Annotated in this window: 15 protein-coding genes and 1 pseudogene; 13 read left to right on the top strand and 3 right to left on the bottom strand. The window is 42.2% G+C overall.

The features are described from left to right. Positions 1-256 (bottom strand): annotated as a pseudogene (locus G561_RS0104640) (IS982 family transposase); the annotation flags it as partial. A 94-nt stretch (positions 257-350) separates the two neighbouring features. Between G561_RS0104640 and G561_RS13955 the strand changes: the two are divergent. The 7 genes from G561_RS13955 (at position 351) to G561_RS0104605 (ending at position 9,152) form a co-directional block, all read left to right on the top strand. Continuing rightward, positions 351-1,112 carry a phospholipase D-like domain-containing protein gene (locus tag G561_RS13955; protein ID WP_228707621.1) on the top strand — a complete coding sequence of 254 codons (762 nt, stop codon included), beginning with the start codon at positions 351-353 and terminating at the stop codon, positions 1,110-1,112. 179 nt (positions 1,113-1,291) lie between these two features. Beyond that, positions 1,292-2,917 carry a 3-deoxy-D-manno-octulosonic acid transferase gene (locus G561_RS0104630; RefSeq protein WP_028858508.1) on the top strand — a complete coding sequence of 542 codons (1,626 nt, stop codon included), beginning with the start codon at positions 1,292-1,294 and terminating at the stop codon, positions 2,915-2,917. After that, positions 2,914-3,627 carry a 16S rRNA (uracil(1498)-N(3))-methyltransferase gene (locus G561_RS0104625; RefSeq protein ID WP_028858507.1) on the top strand — a complete coding sequence of 238 codons (714 nt, stop codon included), beginning with the start codon at positions 2,914-2,916 and terminating at the stop codon, positions 3,625-3,627. The genes G561_RS0104630 and G561_RS0104625 overlap by 4 nt, the downstream gene beginning before the upstream one ends. Before the next feature lie 82 nt (positions 3,628-3,709). Then, on the top strand, positions 3,710-4,849 hold the full coding sequence (locus tag G561_RS0104620) for an ABC transporter substrate-binding protein (RefSeq protein WP_028858506.1): 1,140 nt from the start codon (positions 3,710-3,712) through the stop codon (positions 4,847-4,849). Between the two features lie 149 nt (positions 4,850-4,998). After that, on the top strand, positions 4,999-6,123 hold the full coding sequence (locus G561_RS0104615) for an extracellular solute-binding protein (RefSeq protein ID WP_028858505.1): 1,125 nt from the start codon (positions 4,999-5,001) through the stop codon (positions 6,121-6,123). A gap of 149 nt (positions 6,124-6,272) precedes the next feature. After that, positions 6,273-7,871: an ABC transporter permease gene (locus tag G561_RS0104610; protein WP_028858504.1), complete on the top strand. Its 1,599-nt coding sequence runs from the start codon at positions 6,273-6,275 to the stop codon at positions 7,869-7,871. A 93-nt stretch (positions 7,872-7,964) separates the two neighbouring features. Next, on the top strand, positions 7,965-9,152 hold the full coding sequence (locus G561_RS0104605; protein ID WP_051584364.1) for an ABC transporter ATP-binding protein: 1,188 nt from the start codon (positions 7,965-7,967) through the stop codon (positions 9,150-9,152). Here the strand turns inward: G561_RS0104605 and G561_RS0104600 are convergent. Further along, complete coding sequence (locus G561_RS0104600; protein WP_028858502.1) at positions 9,123-9,941, bottom strand: methyltransferase domain-containing protein; 819 nt, start codon at positions 9,939-9,941, stop codon at positions 9,123-9,125. The genes G561_RS0104605 and G561_RS0104600 overlap by 30 nt on opposite strands. Before the next feature lie 328 nt (positions 9,942-10,269). Between G561_RS0104600 and gyrA the strand changes: the two genes are divergently transcribed. The 6 genes from gyrA to G561_RS0104565 all read left to right on the top strand — a co-directional run bounded on the left by gyrA (position 10,270) and on the right by G561_RS0104565 (position 20,632). Then, on the top strand, positions 10,270-12,981 hold the full coding sequence (gene gyrA / locus G561_RS13950; protein WP_037031653.1) for a DNA gyrase subunit A: 2,712 nt from the start codon (positions 10,270-10,272) through the stop codon (positions 12,979-12,981). Positions 12,982-13,204: 223 nt separating this feature from the next. After that, positions 13,205-13,909, top strand: a complete 705-nt coding sequence (locus G561_RS0104585) for a glutathione S-transferase (RefSeq protein WP_028858500.1) — start codon at positions 13,205-13,207, stop codon at positions 13,907-13,909. Further along, positions 13,899-14,120, top strand: a complete 222-nt coding sequence (locus G561_RS13945; protein WP_037031651.1) for a hypothetical protein — start codon at positions 13,899-13,901, stop codon at positions 14,118-14,120. Before G561_RS0104585 ends, G561_RS13945 begins: the two co-directional genes overlap by 11 nt. 362 nt (positions 14,121-14,482) lie before the next feature. Next, complete coding sequence (clpB, locus tag G561_RS0104575) at positions 14,483-17,071, top strand: ATP-dependent chaperone ClpB (RefSeq protein WP_028858499.1); 2,589 nt, start codon at positions 14,483-14,485, stop codon at positions 17,069-17,071. A gap of 382 nt (positions 17,072-17,453) precedes the next feature. Then, positions 17,454-18,722: a hypothetical protein gene (locus G561_RS0104570; RefSeq protein WP_028858498.1), complete on the top strand. Its 1,269-nt coding sequence runs from the start codon at positions 17,454-17,456 to the stop codon at positions 18,720-18,722. A gap of 281 nt (positions 18,723-19,003) precedes the next feature. Continuing rightward, positions 19,004-20,632: a BCCT family transporter gene (locus G561_RS0104565; RefSeq protein WP_028858497.1), complete on the top strand. Its 1,629-nt coding sequence runs from the start codon at positions 19,004-19,006 to the stop codon at positions 20,630-20,632. Positions 20,633-20,758: 126 nt separating this feature from the next. Here the strand turns inward: G561_RS0104565 and G561_RS0104560 are convergent, their stop codons facing one another. Then, complete coding sequence (locus G561_RS0104560) at positions 20,759-21,148, bottom strand: hypothetical protein (protein WP_051584363.1); 390 nt, start codon at positions 21,146-21,148, stop codon at positions 20,759-20,761. Between the last annotated feature and the right edge of the window lie 93 nt (positions 21,149-21,241).

Raw genomic sequence — 21,241 nt, 5'->3', positions numbered from 1 at the left:
GGTTAGCACATTGTTTAGCAAAGTTAGGGTAAGAGCCAAGGTTTGGAAACCAAGACAGCCAGTGGTTTTTAAAATATTGCCAGATTTGTTTGTCTTGATCCATGCCCATAAACTCACCAACTAGCTCCATACATATAATTTCAGTATCGCTAAGTTTAGGCGCAAATCCGCCTCTTCTTAACGGTTTTTGAACGACTAAGTTGTAATATTGCTCTACCATCAGATAGATATTAATGATAAATTCGTCAAGTGGCATCTCATTGTCCTTGGTCTTCTTGGTCGAAAACTTTAAGGATAGTGAGGTGTCATTTTTTTTCAACCCCTAAAAGTGTTGAGAGTGGGGTATCAATATGTATACTCGTAAGTTGTATCGCCCTAAGCCTGCAATTAATGACATTAATGATAAGGCATCCGGCTATTTGGCCAGACAAATATCCTCCCTTAATTTAAGTGATGAATATGGCCATGACTTTAAGGCCTCAGAGCAGGACCCTGATTATGCGGTAGATTCAGAAAGCTTACCGGATTATATGCGGGCTATTGCCAATATGCCGGTGATAGATAATGTTATGGCTCAAGTCATTCCTTCAGCCCCGCGCATTACGGAACATGTGATTTATAATACTCTGTTGACTATTTTTCATAGGGCAGATCACCGCATCCAGATAACTACCCCTTACTTTGTGCCGGATGAGGCGTTGTTGGCGGCTTTAACTACAGCAGCTAAACGGGGAGTGGAGGTCACTTTAATTCTACCCAAAAAAGTAGATTCCTTTTTTGTACAGCATGCTTCACAGGCCTCCTACTCAATACTGATGGAAGCAGGGGTAAAAATCGCTTTATTTAAAGGCGGTTTGCTGCATGCTAAGACGGTGGTTATTGATGATGACTATTGCTTGTTTGGCACGGTAAATATGGACATGCGTAGTTTTTATTTGAATATGGAGATTAGCTTAGCACTGTACACCCCTAGTATTGTAGAACAGGTTTATAGTTGCCAACAGGCTTACTTAACTCAGTGTGAACTGTTACAGTGGGATGAGTGGGAAAGTCGACCCACCTACAAACAGCTTTTTGACTCAGGGATACGGTTGTTTAGCCCGCTACTATAATACTTATCTTATTGATAGTTATGGCTATTTTATATTTTTCAAATGCGGTAGAATACCGGCTATTTTTTATTCGGACTGTTTTATCAAAGAGCCTGATTACTTGGCTTTAGTGTTTTTTTAACAGAGCTTTTAAAGTAATCGAGGTCTGCAATTTTTTACAAGGTGACCATAGGTTGATTATGCCAGACAACAAAGACGCCAATCCTTATAACTCAGCCTATTCTGCAGTATCAAATGCCAAACAAACCACTCAGGCCATTGCGCCTCCTTGGTACTACAAACTAGCCATAAAACTATTAAAGCCGATATATAGGTTAGTCTTGTGGCGCCGCTATCGCCAAGCCAAAAAAAGCGATATGCCAGTGGCTGATTATAAACAAGAAATCGACTCTCGTTATGGTCGTCACTATCCGCAGCCCCCGGTTTACCCTATGACTTCATCGCAATCCTCTTCGAAGATTAGCCCTTTAAATGGAGCCAACATTTGGTGTCATGCCGTGTCATTAGGTGAGACCAATACCATTGCTCCTATGCTAAAAGTGATGCTGCAGCAAGGGGCCAGAATTTGGATAACCAATACTACTCAAACTGGCTTTGCACGTACTGAACAGCTCTTCGCAGAAGCCATTGCCAACCAGAAAATGGTACATACTTTTGTGCCAGTCGATGATAAAGCTGTTATTGAGAAGTTCGTCAATAACGCTCAGCCTGACTTGGCTATGTTTGTAGAAACAGAGCTGTGGGCCAATATATTAGCGGTATTAAAGCAGTCAGCAATCCCTTCAGTACTAGTGAATGCGCGGCTGTCGCAGAAGTCCTTTGAAAGTTATGCCAAGTACCGCTCAGTTAGTAAAAGCATGATGCACAATATCAGTATGATCATTGCACAAGATGCGGACTCAGCGAAGCGTTTTCGTCGTTTGGGTGCTGAGGTGGTGAAGATTCGCCGGGCGAATTCTTTGAAGTGGTCAACAGGAGTGGCTCCTGCCACTGCACAGTCTAGCCTAGAAACAACTGCTACAACACCAGCTTTACAGGCTGAATTTGGCTCTGATATCGAGGTCTTCAATCGCCCTATTTGGGTCGCTGGTAGTACCCATGAAGGAGAGGAAGAGGCAGTTATTGAGACTCATAAGCAGTTAATCGCTCGGGCTAATTTAGCCAATGCCTTACTCATTTTGGTACCTCGTCATCCTGAGCGCTTCGATGCAGTGGCTGAGCTACTTGAGCGCTCTGGCTTGGTTTATCACCGTCGTAGTCAGCAGCAGCTTATTGAAGCGAACACTCAGGTCTATCTTGCCGATACCATGGGTGAGTTGACGGCCTGTTATCAGCTAGCAGATGTGGCATTAGTAGGCGGGTCTTTGGTAAATATCGGCGGACATAACCCGATTGAAGCGGCCAGTTTAGCGAAACCTATCATCATGGGACCTTATACTCAGTCGTGTCATGAAGTGGTAGCTGCATTACACGAGGTGGGTGCTTTAAAAGTTGTTAATGCCGCTAATAACTCTCAAAACGATAAAGCTTCTAAAATATCCGGCAATGCTGGCGCCATGCCTAATGCTTCACTGCTAGATAGCGTAATTCAGTGGTTAACTTATCCTGAGCAGGCGAAGCTGGCAGGTAAGCAAGGACAGCAATTAGTGGCTACTAAAAGTAATGCTATGCAGCAGCAATTGCAGATGATAGAAGGTCTATTGAGCGCTACTAAAATGGCGAAACTGGCTCCTGACCCAAAAGAGAATGAAGTGGATTTGGATCACTTTAAGGTGCGTAGACGCGGTGAGGATGAAGTACTGTGAATATTCTACTGTTACCTGAGTTTGATAATAATCAGCTTAGTATTAATATCACCGACCGTAGCCAAATCAGCCACGTACAACAGGTACTTGGACTTAAGGAAGGTGACAGCGTAAAAGTAGGTAGCTTAAATGGGAAATTGGGAACAGCAGTTATTGAAGAGGTGTCACACACCCAGCTCAAGCTAGGTAGCCTTAATTTAGATGCTATGCCTCCTAGCAAGCTAGATTTAACGTTAGTTTTAGCCCTGCCAAGGCCGAAGGTATTGCGAAGGTTGATAATGGATATGACGGCTATAGGGGTGGCGGAAATCATCTTAGTTAATAGCTATCGTACTGATAAAAGCTATTGGCAAAGCCCTATGCTTAATAGAATTGATGAATTTATTACAGAGGGACTACAGCAGGGAATGGATACCATAGCACCCAATATTCAACTAAAAAAACGCTTTAAGCCCTTTGTAGAAGATGAGCTTAGTCTTTGGGCCAAAGATCGCAGCTTAGTAGTGGCCCATCCTTACAGCCCATTATCTTTTAACAAATATATTGAGCAGTCAGGCTTGCCGCAAGTCCTATGTATTGGTGCTGAAGGAGGCTGGATTGATTATGAGGTAGGTCTGTTACAAGACAATGGCTGTCAGCCCGTTAATATAGGCCGTCGAATTCTGCGTACAGAAGCTGCAGTCAACGCATTATGTGGCCGTTATCTATAAGGCTTTTTTCAGTTATACTTAGTCTTTTAATCTCTTCTATCCTTTCTTCTGCTCGCATACTTACTGCTATAGGTTCTCTGTCATGTCCAAGGTTGCTAGGTCAAATAGCAAATTTCTAACAAAAACTTTGTCTGCCTTCATTTTAGCCACGCTAAGCTTGAGTGGCTGCTCAGATAGCCAAAATGATGATGAAAATCAGACTGCTAACCCAGTGCAAATCAGCCAAGAAAGATTCCAAATAGGCACTGATTTAGATATAAAAAATCTAAGTCGGCTTAGTGATGCGTACCGTAAAGAGACTGGTATATCAATTGAATGGGTGCCTGTAGATAAAAGTATCTTTACCATTAGCTTTGATGAAGAGCCGCCTTTACACTTCGATGTGAAGCTGCCTAAAGGCATAGATATGTTAATGATGCATAGCGTCTATTCACTTGCTAACGCCAGTGCTAGCCATGTGTTACAGCCTATAGGGTCACAGGTGCTAGTAGAGGCAGTGCCAGCCCACTATCAAGACCCTGATGGAGAATGGTTTGGGGTGGGTAAGTATGCTCGAAGTATTGTTTATAACAAAAACAAAGTTAATGAGAAGGAATTGGTGAACTATGCCGGTCTTGGTGCCAGTAAATGGTTAGGTAGGCTGTGCATGACCGATATTTATAGCCCAGAAAACCAGGCCATTGCCAAAATGATGGTGTCTTATAATGGCACCAAACTGACCCCAGAGATTCTTAGCAATTGGCAGACCAATATGGGCAGCCCCTTAGCCAATAATGCTGAGATCCTTAATCGAATGGAGCAGGGTGGCTGTGATGTGGGAATAGTAGACAGCGATGCTTTTTGGGGTTATGCCAAAACTCAGCCCAATACTCAGCTGCGGCTAATGTGGCCCAATCAAATTAATCGAGGGGCGATCACCAACGCTATTAGCATAGGCATGGCCGACAGTGGAGAAGAGGTGGGTCAAGCTTTAAGGTTTATGGAGTGGTTGGTTAGCGACCGCGGGCAGGCCTTACTCGCTTTTTATACCAGTACTTTCCCGGTGATAGAAATTAAAGATGAGACAGTAAATATGGAGGCCATTCGACCTGAGTGGACCCAGTTTGAGCCTGATGCAACGCCCTTGATCGATATTATCAAAGATCATCGCAAGATTGAGCCATTAAAAAAAGAACCCGAGGTGCCAGAAGAAGAGACAAATAAGGCCGAAACTATAGAGTAAAGTATTGGATTGATAATCAGTCGCTGATTGTTATTGATAATTATTACCATTTGAATTAAAATACTTCCGATGCTTTAACTAGATAGTAACTTTATCTAAATAAATATCACTATAAAATCAACGCTTAATTCTTTATAAAAGAGGCAAAAATGGGAACATCACTAGAAGCAACATCCGTAGTCAAAGCCAGCACCAAGTACACTATATTAAGTGCTGCCGTTCTTGGAGCATTGGCATTGGCAGGCTGTAATCAGTCTACTGAAGAGGCTACAAAGACTGCAGATACTGAACAAAATACTGAAGTGCAAGCTACCGATAAAGCTTCAGGTGATACAGTTACTATTTATTCATCACGTAACGAGCAATTGATTCAGCCTTTATTGGATGAATTCACAAAAGAGACAGGGGTTCCTGTTGAACTGGTTACCGATGACAGTGGTCCTCTAATTGCGCGTCTACAAGCTGAAAGTACCAATACTCCTGCGGATGTTTTACTTACCGTAGATGCTGGTAACTTATGGCAAGCAGGTCAACAAGGCCTATTACAGCCTATTAACTCTGAAGTGGTTAATAGTAATGTTCCTGAAAAATACCGTTCAGTAGATGATTTATGGACTGGTCTGTCTTTGCGTGCTCGTACTATCTTCTATGATCCTGCGAAAGTACAGCCTACTGATTTATCAACCTATGCTGACCTTGCTGATCCTAAGTGGAAAGGTAAGCTTTGTTTACGTACTTCCAAAAAAGTATATAATCAGTCGTTAGTTGCTAGTATGATTGAGCACTATGGTCCTGAAAAAACAGAAGAAATTGTGAAAGGTTGGGTAGCCAACTTAGCAGCGCCAGTATTTAGTAATGACACTAAGCTACTAGAAGCAATCGCCTCAGGTCAGTGTGAAGTAGGTATTGCTAATAGTTACTACTATGGTCGCATCTTAGAAGAAAACCCAGACTTCCCAGTGAAAATCTTCTGGGCCAACCAAGGTGAAGGCGCTGAAGCAACAGGCACTCACGTAAACGTATCAGGCGCCGGTATCATCAAGAACTCTGATAACGTAGAAGGTGCTCGTAAGCTAATTGAATGGTTGTCTTCAGACACTGCTCAAGGTAAGTATGCTAGTGGCGATAAAGAGTTCCCAGTAAAAGAAGGGGTGGATGAGTCTGATATGCTTCGCTCATGGGGCAGCTTCAACCAAGATAATATTAATGTTAGTATCTTCGGTCAGCGCCAAGCTGAAGCAGTCCAACTGATGGACCGCGCCGGTTACGAATAAGTAACTGCTTACTGAACTGTAATAAATGAACAGTAATAAAAAGTTATATATATCAAGGTAATTTAATGCTATATAACAAAACCATAAATAACTGCTGAAAGTAGAGGGCTCCTATAATAGGTAGCCCTTATACTTTGCAATAGGGTTTTATGAAAGCGAATATTTCAAAAGGGTCAGTATTAGCGAAATCAGTGTTGGCACTGGTTTCGCTATTTATGTTAATCCCAGTGATCATTGTCATGCGTTCGTGGTTTGAGCCTATGGCAGATGTTTGGTCACATTTGGCTGAGTTTGTACTACCTCAGGTCATAAAAAACACAATCCTAATCTTAGCACTGGTAACACTATTAGCGGGCAGTCTGGGCACTTATTTGGCTTGGCTGACCAGTATGTATCGCTTCACAGGGCAGAAGTTTTTTGTCTGGGCGCTGATGCTACCTTTTGCCATTCCAGCTTATGTATTGGCATTTGTCAGCGTAGGAATTCTGGATTACAGTGGCTTTATTCAGACCTCACTTAGAGACATGGGGCTTAGCTGGTCGATACCGAACATTCGCAGTGTTTGGGGTGCCGGCATTATTCTCTCCTTAGTCTTCTATCCTTACGTTTATCTTTTAGCCAGACAAGCCTTTCTATCACAAGGTCAACGCGCTCTAGAAGCCGGTCAAATGCTGGGTCTAACTCGTAATCAATCTTTTTTTAAAGTGGCTTTACCTCAAGCCATGCCTTGGGTTGTGGGCGGTCTATTATTAACATGGATGGAAACTTTAGCTGATTTTGGGGCAGTATCCGTCTTTAATTTAGACACCTTTACTACGGCCATTTATAAATCTTGGTTTGGCTTCTTTAGTTTAACCACAGCAGCACAATTGGCGGCTTTGCTGATCATAACTGTGTTTATCATCTTGCTTTTAGAGCGTTATTGGCAAAAGAGACGCAGTTATCTCCCCAGTGCAGGTAATCGGCAACGTGAGAAGCTGACTGGTCTTCGTAATCTCTGGGCAATGCTATTCTGTGGTTTTATTTTTATCATGGCCTTTGGGCTACCCATGACACAGTTGTTAATTTGGGTAGTAAAAAACTATCACATTGATTTAGACGCTCGTTATTGGGACTTTGTCAAAAATACCGTATTAATTGCTGGGACCACTGCCACCCTCATAGCCTCAGTGGCTTTATTGGTTGCGTGGTTATTGCGCCAGTATCCTAGTCGCAGCAATCAACTGCTGGTTTCTATGTCCAACTTAGGATATGCAGTGCCTGGTACCGTGCTGGCAGTTGGGGTGTTTATCCCTATTGCTTGGCTAGATAATTTATTCATTGCCCAAAACATTACCAGTGCTCAGGTACTTAGTGGTAGTGTGATTGTGATGTTATTGGCATTAACCACTCGGTTTATGACTGTGGGCTTTCAACCTATTGATAGACAATTAAATAGATTAACCCCAAGCCAAGAACAGGCGGCACAGCTGCTGACCACAAACCGCTGGCAACGTTGGCGTAAAGTTTATCTACCGGTAATTAGTCCTGGGGTGTTTACCGCTTTAATCATGGTGTTCGTTGAAGTGACCAAAGAGATGCCTATTACCTTAATGACACGTCGTCAAGGCTGGGATACTTTAGCAGTACGGGTGTTTGAGATGACCTCTGAGGGGATGTATGAACGGGCAGCATTGCCCAGCTTAACCATTGTTTTGGTAGGTTTGATCCCTGTTATTTTATTAATTACTCAATCAGATAAAAGCTAGGCTTAGCTAAGTTTAGTTTTATAGTTTTGTGCCTCAAAGCGGTGTTAATACTTCTTATTTTATAATAGCCTAAGCAAAAAAACGGTGAATTCGATGCAGTCAACCTCAGCTCAACAGTCTCAGTTAAATTCACATTATTTGACGTTAGATAACCTTATTGTCAGCTTCGGTGAAACTGAAGTGGTAAAGTCATTATCTATGCAGCTTGAGCAGGGAGAGATTGGCTGTTTGCTTGGGTTTAGTGGCTGCGGTAAGACCACTGCGCTGCGGGCTATTGCCGGTCTTGAAACTCCTCAAAATGGTAAGGTTATCCTCAACGGTAAGACTTTGACTGACATCAATCAAGGCAAAATTAAAGTTCAAGTGGTGCCTGCTAAGCGCGATATGGGCATGGTGTTTCAGGACTATGCTTTGTTTAGTCATTTGACGGTCAGCGAAAATATTGGCTTTGGCTTACACCGCTGGAACAAAGCAGATAAGGTTGCCCGTATTAAAGAGATGTTGGAGCTGGTTGAGCTTACCGGACATGCCGATAAGCGTATTAATCAGTTGTCGGGGGGACAGCAGCAGCGTATTGCTTTGGCGCGGGCTTTAGCGCCTAAACCGGATTTGTTATTGCTTGATGAGCCATTTTCAAACTTAGATATGATGCTAAGGGAGTCATTGGCTGCCAAGGTGCGTGATATTCTAAAGCGGACCAATACTACGGCTATTTTGGTCACCCACGATCAGCATGAAGCCTTTGCCATAGCCGATAAAGTAGGGGTTATGCATAAAGGTAAGCTGGCTCAATGGGCAACCCCAGATGAATTGTATCACGAGCCTAATAGTCCATTTATTGCTGAGTTCATCGGGGAGGGGGCGATGATTGATGGCGTTATTGAGCAGGGCGTTATTAAGACTGCTTTGGGCGACATTAAGCGTTATCCTGAGCCCATTCACTCTCATTATTATGAAATGGATTATGAAACTTACTTCGCGCAAGGGGAAGTGTGTGAATATGATTACCCTAATGGCACCAAGATTAAGGTATTAATTCGCCCCGATGACATTGTTCATGATGATCACAGTCCACAACTGGCGATGGTGGTTGAGCGGGTATTTCGTGGGGCAAACTTCTTGTACCGTTTACGCTTAGAGAACGGAGAAGAGGTGTTATCGCTTATTTCAAGTCACCATGATCACCCTGTCGGCTCTATGATAGGTTTTCGTCCCTTAATGGCTCATGTGGTGCTATTTCAAGGCAGCGATTTAGATGTCACCACTTGGCAGCGTATTTAACGCAAGCACATGGATATAACGACCGAGCCATTTATAAGGGGCTTGGTCTGAATAACGCAGCTCCATTTCAATGACCGCTTCTGGATTGCTGTGTCCTCCTCGTTTTAGAGGGGCATAATCATGAAACACTCTTAAGCCACTGACTTTATCGATATAAAAGTCTTGCTCTGTAAGCCAGCTCTCTACTTCTTCGTAGCTGACTGGGTTATTTGGAGTAAGGCTTTTTTTATTGTCTGATTTAAAGTTGGGGTTATTTAATAAATTAAAATTGCCCATGATTAAATTGCGATACACGAAGCTGGCTGGGTTGTAAAAACATAAGGACAACACCCCGTTAGGAGCCAACCACCTCTTAAAAAAGGGCATAATCTGCTTAGGATCACCAAGCCATTCCAGCAAGGCGTGACACAATATCAAATCAAAGCCTGCGATAGACTCAGCTGAGAGCTTAGCTTCTAGATCTTGGTACGGGCACACCAGCCATTGAATATCATCAATGATCCCTAACTGCTTGGCATGAGCTTTGGCTTCAGTAAGCATGTTATCTGAGATGTCATTGATAGTTACATTGTGGCCTTGTGTCGCCAACTCAATGGACAGCTGTGCTAATCCGGCTCCCACATCCAATACTTTTAAGGGGCGATTGAGTTGACGTGATAAATCACTGACAACAGCGCTAAGATCACGTTTTAATACCGCAAGTCTGATGTCGCCCTTTAAGCCTCCATATACTTTTTTGACAAAATGCTCAGTAATGGGGTCAAAGTTACGATCTTCTGCTGTGCTCATGTAAGGTTACCTAAGGGAGTCAATTAAGATAATTAGGGGCTAAAAAAAGCTTTGATTGTAACCAACCTATTTGATTTTACCAAGTAATATTCTGCTAACTGAGAAAATGGAAATTTGGTTGGGATTTTAATCAATAACAAAACGCTAATATCATTGCCGAATTGCGAGTTAATGTCAGTAAAACCGCCCGTTCGAGCGTAATTTATGCTAAAATACGGCTGGTTATTATTGGTATAAAAAATTAAAAAATAGTTTGCAGTTTCTTTTCCTTGAGGGGCCATTAAAAACCTTCACCAAAAAAGTCAGCTGCCAACATGGAGAGGTATGTATGAGTGATTCGGTCAGTCCTATTGCTATCGTAGATGAGATGAAACAATCTTATCTCGATTATGCAATGAGTGTTATTGTGTCTAGAGCTTTACCTGATGTACGAGATGGTCTAAAACCTGTGCATCGCCGTATCATGTATGCCATGCATCAGCTCTCTAATGATTACAATAAACCTTACAAAAAATCTGCCCGTGTGGTCGGTGACGTAATCGGTAAATACCACCCTCATGGTGATACTGCTGTCTATGATGCCATTGTGCGTATGGCGCAGGACTTTAGTTTGCGTTATCCCATGGTCGATGGTCAAGGTAACTTTGGTTCAATTGATGATGACCCTGCCGCTGCGATGCGTTATACCGAAGTGCGTATGACCAAGCTGACCCACCAGATGCTTGCTGACCTCGAAAAGGACACAGTTGACTGGGAAGATAACTACGATGGATCTGAGCGTATGCCCAGTGTCCTGCCTGCTCGTATCCCCAACTTATTGGTAAACGGCGCAACAGGTATTGCGGTAGGTATGGCGACCAATATGGCACCGCACAACCTAACCGAAGTACTAAATGCTTGCTTGGCTTATGCTGATAACCCCAATATTTCAAGTGAAGAGTTAACTAATTACATCTCAGGTCCCGATTTCCCTACCGGCGGTATTATCTATGGCCGTGCAGGGATTGTAGATGCGTATCGTACCGGTAAAGGCCGGTTGCATATCCGTGGTCGCTATCATATTGAGCCGATGAGTGACACTGGGGTTAACCGTGATCGTGAACGTATCGTCTTCACCGAAATTCCTTATCAGTCCAATAAAGCCAAGCTAATTGAGCGTATTGCAGAGCTTGTGCGCGACAAAAAGATTGAAGGTATTTCAGAGATTCGTGATGAATCTGACAAAGACGGTATGCGTATCGCCATTGATCTGCGCCGAGGAGAGGTGGCTGAAGTTATTGTCAATAACTTGTTCTTGCAGACCCCACTAGAATCAAGCTTTAGTATCAACATGGTTGCGCTTGATAATGGCCAACCAAAGCTGATGACTTTGCGTCAGTTAATTGCCGCTTTCGTACGTCACCGTCAAGAAGTGGTGACCCGCCGTACAATTTTTGAATTAAATAAAGCCAAAGCTCGTGGTCACTTATTAGAAGGGTTGACAGTTGCCCTAGCCAACATCGATGATATTATTGCCACCATTAAAGAGTCAGCCAACCGTGGTGAAGCCCGTGAGAAGCTGTTAGCGCAAATTTGGGACTCAGGCACTGTGGTAGCGATGCTACAAGCAGCCGGCCGTGGTACGTTAGAAGCGGGCGACTTACGCTCGGTTCGTCCTGAATACATCGAAGGCGAAGATTTAAAAAATCCATTTGGCTTAATTGATAACGGCAATAATTACCGCTTATCACTAGAGCAAGTTAACGCCATCTTAGAGATGCAGCTACATCGCCTTACTGGTCTGGAGCACGAGAAGTTAACTGAAGAATATCAAGATTTATTGCGTCAAATCGCCGAGTTTGAGTCTATTTTGGCGGACTTTGATAAGCTGATGATGGTTATCAAAAATGAGATGCATGAGATTTTAGAGAACTTTGGTGATGAGCGTCGCACAGATATCGTTGACTCTCGTACTGACTTTAGCCGTGAAGATCTAATCCCTGAGCAAACGGTTGTGTTAACTGTGTCGCGTACCGGTTATGCAAAAACTCAGCCAATAAGTGATTATGTTGCCCAAAAACGTGGTGGTAGAGGTAAGTCTGCCACAGCGATGAAAGAAGATGATGTGATTGATCATCTGGTAGTGACTTCAACCCATGCCACAGTATTGTGCTTTACTGACAACGGCCGTGTGTTTAGCCTACGAGGCTTTGAAGTCCCTATTGCCAGCCGTGGTTCTCGAGGCCGTCCGCTAGTGAATATCATAGGACTTGAGCCAGATGAAGCTGTAACGACCATCTTGCCTATCCCTAATTTGTCAGAAGAGATTGACAGTCGTTTTGTATTCTTCGCAACCGCCAATGGTACGGTTAAGCGTGTTGAGTTATCACAGTTTGCCAATATCCGTTCAAATGGTTTAATTGCCATTGGCCTAGAAGAAGGTGACAAGCTAGTTTCTGCTCGTATCACTAATGGTGAACAGGAAGTGATGTTATTTGCTTCAAGTGGTAAAGCGATTCGTTTTGATGAAAATGATGCCCGTGTGATGGGACGTACCGCCAAAGGTGTCCGTGGTATGCGTATCGCCAAAGATGAGTCAATTAAATCATTAGTTGTCATTGAAGAAGATGTTAAAGAGATCTTAATTGCCTGTGAGAACGGGTATGGTAAACGTACACCAGTAGAAGAATTTAATGCTCAAAACCGTGGTGGTGGTGGTGTAATCGCCATTAAGACCAGTGAGCGTAATGGGGCGTTAGTACGTGCCACAAAAGTTCACCCTGAAGACGATATTATCTTAATTTCAAACAAAGGTACTTTGGTTCGTACGCCAGTTGCTCAAGTAGCCACTTCAGGTCGTAATACCCAAGGGGTAACCTTAATTCGCTTGGCTAAAGATGAAGCTTTAGTGGCGATGGCCCGAGTCGAAGACAGTGGAGAAGAAGATGAGATCGTTGAAGCCATGAAGGATGAAGGTTTGTTGACTGACGAAGCTACGGAAGGCTCGGAGGATCAACCAGATCTAGATGAGGCGGAAGATAGCTTAGAGGATGATCAGTAGTTTAATAACTATTGATTTGATAAGCACTAACTGGATAAGGGCCCAATTGATAGGAGCTAAGTGCTAATTAAATAAGTACTAAGTAAATAAGTGCTAAGCCTCTTATCTAAGCTGCCACCCAGTATGGTTTAACAAATAAACCCTATTAGCTGTCGTTGATAATCTATAAAATGCCAACATAGTATGTTGGCGTTTTTTTTGCGCACAAAAATAAGGAAACTTTATGTCTGACTTGCATTTGCATCATTTAGAAAACTCGCGCTCATTTCGTATTCTTTGGTTATTAGAAGAGCTGGGGGTGGAGTATCAATTAACTAGATATGAGCGCACCCAGTCTTATTTGGCCCCAAAAATTTTGGAGCGAGTCCATCCTTCTGGTAAGTCTCCAGTGTTAGAGGTTACCGGTCTTAATCCAAAAGACCCAGAACAAAAGACCAGCTTAATAGAGTCTGGCCATATTATTGATTATTTAATGGCCAAGTACGATACAGAGTATAAGCTACACCCTAAGGTGGATGCCGAGAGTCAGGTCTGGCGTGATTATGACTTTTGGATGCATTATGCAGAAGCTTCAGCTATGCCGGCTTTGGTGATGCGTCTGGTATTTAATAAGGTGGTTGAGCGTTCTCCAACCTTAATTAAGCCAATTGCCAAAGGCATTCGGAAGCAAGTCGAAGCTTCAATGATCAGTAAGAATATTACAACAGCGCTGGATCTGATCGAAGAGAAGCTGTCAAATGATAAGTGGTTTGCAGGCAGTGAATTTAGTGCAGCAGATGTGCAAATGGGCTTTTTTATTGAAGCTGCCAATTCAGGTCCTGGGCTTGATGAAGTTCGCTATAATAGTACATTAAACTGGTTAAAGCGCTGCCAGGGCAGAGAGGCCTACAAGACTGCTGTGGAAAAAGGAGGTAAGCTTGAGTTCTAGTCCTTTTACTGAGGAGAATCAAAAAGTGGAAGCGCAGAAACCTGAGATTCTAAAAAACTGGAAAACAAAGTTATTTATATTATTACTTTGTGTGGTAAGTTTTTATGCAGGTTGGCAGGCCAGCCGCTCGCACTTGGTGAAAGAGTGTCAGTTAGCAGGGGCTCAAGTTACGGTAGAGGACGGTTTGGTTATTTGCCAAATGCCACAATAAATCCATTTTAGTGTTTTTATGCTCTTTTTTGCTTAAGTGGTTATAGCTCGATTGCTTAAGTTTTTTTTAAAGACAGTCTGCAATAAAGCCCGTATTGACGAATTCACGTTGGTACGGGTTTTTTATTTATAGATTATCGATGTAAGTTTATCCATATAGAATTACTTATCAGTCATGCAATCCTATTGACAGTAAAAAATATTATGAATTATTACTTGAATTAAATCGCTTAGGTAGCATATAGATATCAGAAACAAGCAAAACAAGAGTGCCAGGCTAGGGTGGTTTTTTAGCTAACAGTACTTGAAAGTTGCTTCAGAGAAACAGATATAAAAAGTATAAATTATTATAAGGATAACTCAATGAGATTCGAAAAATTCACCCAAAAGTTACAGGCTGCTTTACAGCAAGCCCAAAGTCTGGCTATTGGTCGAGACCATACCAGTATTAGTCCTATTCATATCATGGCTGCACTGTTAGAAGATGAGTCTAATATTTCAGTGTGCCAACAGGCAGGGGCTAGCGTTCCGGCTCTTAAGAATGGGGTTGCTAAAGCCTTAGATAACGAAGCAGTCATCGCCAACCCAACTGGAGAGGTTAATTTAAATACAGACTCGGTTCGTATTTTAAACTTAGCGGATCGTCAAGCTCAAAAAGCAGGAGATGAGTACATTGCCACTGAGTGGGTAATGCTGATTTTGGCAGAACAGGGCAATACTAAGAAGATTTTTAAAGAAGCTGGGGTTACTGCAGAGAAATTAAAAGCCGTTATTGAACAACTTCGGGGAGAACAAACCGTGGACAGTCAAAACGCTGAAGACCAACGTGATGCATTAAACAAATATACTGTAAACCTTACAGAACAGGCTGAGATGGGTAAACTCGACCCAGTGATTGGCCGTGATGAAGAGATCCGTAGAACCATTCAGGTATTATCACGCCGCACCAAAAATAACCCAGTATTAATTGGTGAGCCAGGTGTGGGTAAAACTGCCATTGTTGAAGGTTTAGCACAGAAGATTGTTAATGGCGATGTGCCAGAAGGCTTACGTCACAAAGAAGTATTGTCACTAGATCTAGGAGCGTTGATTGCCGGCGCTAAATATCGTGGTGAATTTGAAGAGCGTTTAAAAAACGTTCTAAATGACTTAGCGAAGCAAGAAGGTAATGTCATCTTATTCATCGACGAGCTACACACTATGGTCGGAGCGGGTAAAACCGACGGAGCTATGGATGCCGGTAACATGTTAAAGCCAGCTCTAGCTCGTGGTGAACTGCACTGTGTGGGGGCAACCACCCTTGATGAGTACCGTCAGTATATTGAAAAAGACGCTGCTCTTGAACGCCGTTTCCAAAAAGTAATGGTGGATGAGCCAACCGTTGAAGATACTATTGCAATCTTACGTGGTCTAAAAGAGCGCTATGAGTTACACCACGGTGTCGACATTCAAGACAGTGCCATTATTGCCGCTGCCCGCATGAGTCATCGTTATATCACCGATCGTAAGCTGCCAGATAAAGCCATCGACTTAGTTGATGAGGCAGCAAGCCGTCTGCGTATGGAGATGGACAGTAAGCCTGAAGCTTTAGGTAAGCTTGATAGCCGTCTGATTCAATTAAAAATGCAACGTGAAGTGCTAAAAAATGAAGAAGATGCTGGGGCGCAAGCAGAACGCAGAGTGCTTGATGAGCAAATCGAAGAGCTTGAAAAAGAATACGCCGATCTTAACGAAATCTGGCAAGCTGAAAAGGCTTTGGTTAAAGGCAGTCAACAGTTAAAAGACGAGCTGGACAAAGCACGTATTGCTTATGACAAAGCTAGCCGTGAAGGCGATTATGAAACCATGAGTAAGCTGCAGTATGAGACCATTCCGCAGTTAGAAAAACGCATCACAGAGTCTGATTTGGCTGAACGCAAGCAGCAGTCTGGTGAAGGTGATGAGATTAAGCTGTTACGTAATAAAGTAACAGATAACGAGATCGCTGAAGTTGTGGCTGCGGCGACAGGTATTCCGGTCAATAGAATGCTACAAGGTGAGCGTGAAAAAATGTTGACCATGGAGGAGCGTCTACATGAGCGCGTGGTAGGTCAAGATGAAGCGGTGCAGTCAGTAGCTAACGCGGTTCGTCGTAGCCGTGCCGGTCTATCTGATCCAAACCGTCCTTCAGGCTCATTCTTATTCCTAGGTCCAACAGGGGTAGGTAAGACTGAGTTGACTAAATCTTTGGCCAACTTCTTGTTTGATAGCGAAGATGCCATGGTGCGTATTGACATGAGTGAGTACATGGAGAAGCACAGTGTGAGTCGTTTGGTAGGTGCACCTCCAGGTTATGTTGGCTATGAAGAAGGTGGGGTATTAACAGAAGCGGTTCGCCGTAAGCCGTATAGCGTCATCTTGTTTGATGAAGTTGAAAAAGCACACCCAGATGTCTTCAACATTCTATTACAAGTATTGGATGATGGCCGCTTAACCGACTCACAAGGTCGTGTGGTTGACTTCAAAAACACAGTTATCATCATGACCAGTAACTTAGGATCACACAAGATCCAAGAGATGGCTGGAGATGACTATGAAGAGATTAAATCAGCGGTGATGGAATCTGTGGGTCAGCATTTCCGCCCTGAGTTCGTCAACCGTATTGACGAGATTGTGGTATTCCACCCACTGGGTATGTCACAGATGGCCGGTATTGCTGAAATTCAGTTAGACCGTCTGCGTGATCGCCTCAAAGAGCGTGAAATGGATATCAAGTTGTCACCAGATGCTATGCACATGCTAGTAGCGGTGGGCTATGATCCGGTATATGGGGCACGTCCTCTTAAACGTGCTATCCAGCAGCAGATTGAGAACCCATTGTCACTGAAACTTCTATCAGGAGACTTCGTGGCAGGTGATACCATTGTTGTTGATGTGGATGAAGAAGATAACTTAGTTTTTTCTAAAGAGTAAAAGCGTAGATAAGTGACAGCGAAGTAGCTGAAATTATCCTTGTTACTGGACTACTTATCTTTATCTACCAACCAAACCTTTATCTAAAAATTAAACCCTTATCTACAGCAGTAGGTAAGGGTTTTTTGTTTTGCAGCATATGTTATGGAATTGTGTTTTATGAAGCCATATTTTGTGGGGTTATATTTTATAGAATTTTGTTTTATAGAATAAAACAAAATGCCCTTGTATTATTAGGGATATTGCTTAGACAGTGCGCTTTGTTTATCATGTCATGTTACAATTTATGATTGTAAGTAAAAAGAGATTCACTAGCCTATCTATAGGCTTTCTAACTATAGGCTTTCTAAAAAACCACTGCCCAATCTGTAAGGAATATATAATGACTTTAGGCATCCCCTTTAACAAGACCAAACTGAGTATGGTATTACTAGCTACTGTCTTTGCTGCATCCGCTTGTAGCACCCTTCCTGCAGAAACCTCCAATATAAATAGTAAACCTGCTATTGAGACGGAGACTAACAAAGCGCAGGCGACAACAGCAGCCAGTCGCTTAGATACAACGAATTGGGCAGAAAGTATTCAGGCTTGTAGCAATGATTATAAAAAACTAATCGAACCTGAAATCAACAAGTTCTCTAGCCAAGCGTTAGCTTATGAGCAGTTGTTTAATAAAAACACTGGCCGCATAGATTTGGCCAATCAGCTTCCACAAACTGAATCAGTGCAATGCAAGCAACAAGCTTTATCAATAGTTGAGCAAATGAATCAGGCAAAAGTTGAAGCAGCTCAAAATGAATTAAATAAGACTAACTTGTCTGAAGCTGATAAAAGAGAGGCATTATCTAATTTACTTTATGCCCAGCAAGCCTTGTTCTTTAGTTACGTTCGTCATGGTTTGATTAGCAATGATGGGCAAGATGTGCAGCTGTGGCTACAAGCTAATGATATTTGGACTAAGTGGTTAAATGAGCCTATCGCATTTTCTGATGGGGATGCGATGGTGAATACCTTAATGATTAATAGAGCCTTAATCTCGACTGTGGGTCAATTAACTGATTATTTACAGAATTATTCTACTGAATTAAAGCAGCAACCAAAGAAAAAAGAACTGTTATTAAATCAAACCCTAATTTTCTTAGCGCAAGCTGAAGCTAATAATAGAAAAGTTAGCCAGTCACTTGATAAAGCAGTGGAATCTCTACCGTGGTTAAAAGCAGTGACTACGCAGTTGAGCGATGAAACTAAAACTAATAAGAACTCTGCACAAAAGCTTAGCGTGAATGAAACCGAGGAAGCCTTGCTTAAGGTGCTGCAGCGAGATGAAAGCGAGTATTTTACTAAGTTATTAAAGTTGACTGCACTTAGATATCAAGACATTAATGAAGAAAAGTTGCTTGAAAGTGCTAAAACTTTCTTAACTGAGGAAGTAGAGGATTTAGCTTTAAGTGAGCTGTTAACGGCTATGGACTATGCCAAAATAGGCGATCAAGAGTCTAGTAAACGTTGGTTAGACAAAGCATTTACTCATAATGATATTGTTAATGACATTTGTCAGTTGCCTGACCTAAACCCTGCTAGCTTAAACCCATTCTTTAATGAGAAAAATGGTAAATGGTTATTGGCTGAGATTAATAAGCAATGCAGCTAATTGACTAACCTAGTTTAATAAAAAGAAAAGGCTCAGTATTTATAACTGGGCCTTTTTTTATTACTGAATTTTGTACATTGCATATAGATTCATGTTAATTAACAAAACATATTTTAGCTTTATTTAATAATTTATAAAATTTAGAGGAAGATGCTTTTTTCATAAAAAAACCAATTATGCAATTAACATTTGTTAACTTATTGATGTAAAGCTGTGACTTAAATTGCTATAACCGCTTAGCATTGTTACAGTGACCTCTTTTTTAATAGGTAAAAACACAAATGAGTGATTTAAAAACTGGGCGTCTAGGACCTTTTCCAAAGGTTAATAAGCCTGTATTTATAGCCTCAGTTGTATTGATTGTTGGTTTTATTATATTTGGGGCCTTGTTTCAGCAAATGGCGAATACGTTATTTACTGAGATGCAAAGCTTTATTACCCACAGATTTGGGTGGTTCTTTATCCTGGTGATGAATGCTGCTGTAGTGATCTGTCTGTATTTAATATTTAGTAAATATGGAGATATTAGGCTTGGACATCAGACTGAAGCACCACAGTATAGCTTACCCTCATGGATAGGCATGTTATTCTCCGCAGGTATTGGTATCGGTATTATGTACTGGGGTACCGCCGAGCCTGTTTATCACTTCATGGCACCGCCTTTAGGAGAAAAAGAGACGGTTGAAGCGGCTAAGCAAGCTATGAATATCTCTTTTTTACATTACGGGATACATGCTTGGGCAATTTATGCTTTTGTAGCCCTGTCTTTGGCTTATTTCCATTTCCGTCGTGGTTTGCCTTTGGCAATACGTTCCGCTTTATATCCTATTTTGGGTAAAAGAATTAATGGCGGTTGGGGACATACCGTAGATACCTTAGCAGTATTCGGTACTATGTTTGGGGTAGTTACCACTTTGGGCTTGGGAGTACTACAGATCAACTCAGGTCTGGAGGGTCTTTTTGCGCTACCCAATAATATTACAGTACAAATCATCCTAATCGCTATGATTACCTTACTGGCCTGTGGCTCATTGATGCTGGGTCTGGATAAAGGGATTAAGCGCTTAAGTGATATTAATATCTTACTCACCTTGGTGTTATTAACTTTTGCTTTTGTATTGGGGCCTACTCAATATATTATCGATAGCTTTGTAGAAAATATTGGTAACTATATCCAAAATATTGTACAGCTGGCATTTTGGAATGAAGCTTATTCTAAGACAGATTGGCAGTCAGCTTGGACTATTTTCTACTGGGCATGGTGGGTTAGTTGGTCGCCATTTGTAGGGGTGTTTATCGCTCGTATTAGCCGTGGTCGTACTATCCGTGAGTTCTTACTTGGGGTACTATTTGTGCCCATGGCTATCTTGTTTTTCTGGTTCACAACCTTCGGTGGTGTGGCGGTTAATATGGAGCTGATGGGCAATCCAGGCTTTATCGAAGTGGTACAAAACGATTATGGTAATGCCATTTTTAAACTAATGGAGTTTTACCCATTCACCCAAGCGACCACTATGCTGATTATCATTATGATTGTACTGTGGTTCGTTACGTCATCGGACTCAGCAAGCTTCGTTATTGATATGTTAACTTCAGGTGGGGAGACGAATCCACCTAAGATACAGCGTTTATTTTGGGCAGGGACTCAAGGTTTGGTAGCCGCTATATTGTTGGCCGCTGGTGGGCTAGGGGCGCTACAAGCTGCAGCTATTGTTGCAGGTTTCCCATTTGCGGTGGTAATAGTGGTGATGATGTATTCCTTAATGCGTGGCTTGAGCCGTGATAGACTTATCTTATATCGTGCCCAGCAAAGATTTATTACAGAGGAATCAGCTGAGCATAATACGGCCGATGAATTCGTTGATGAAGAGTTATTAAAAGGACCACCGAAGATTGTGTCTGGCGATTAACTCCAAATCATAGAATTAGTATCCGTTAATTTATATATATTACAAAAGGCCAATTCCATCGAATTGGCCTTTTTTAGTACTGATAAAGTAAATTAGCTTTGCAGTTTGACAAGCCATTTAGTCAGTCTATCTGGTTGGCAGTCCTGTACCACATTCGCCTGGAGTATAACTAATAGCGGTTGCAGTAGTACAGGCCATACAGGCGTTGCCAGCAGTCTTATAGCTGATTTGACCATTAGCCGCTTTGTGTTTGACACATACTGGGTCATATTGCATGGTACACATGGTTTGTTCTTTATCAGGAGTAAAAGGGCCACACTGTGATGCTTTAGTGCTGTTGTCGGAGTGATGAGAATCAGGAGCACTAATGGAGGCAGGCGTCTGGCTATGAGGGGCTGAGTTAGAATCTTCTGCAGTCACACAGCCTGTAACTAGTAAACCTGTGGTAATAGATAAAGCCATAATTTTCGAAAAATCGAATAGCTTATGGCGTCTTTTTTGAGTGAATGCCGTCATAGTGATACCTCATCCTAATTGAGTCTCGAGTTATTTTAAGCTTCTATCTTAGCAAAAAAAATAGCCTACCTAAGGTAAGCTATTTATATATCT

Source organism: Psychrobacter phenylpyruvicus DSM 7000 = NBRC 102152 (assembly GCF_000685805.1).
In the GTDB taxonomy this organism is placed as follows: Bacteria; Pseudomonadota; Gammaproteobacteria; order Pseudomonadales; family Moraxellaceae; genus Psychrobacter; species Psychrobacter phenylpyruvicus.
The sequence above is the reverse complement of the archived record's forward strand: the minus strand, read 5'-3'. Positions and strand labels throughout refer to the sequence as shown.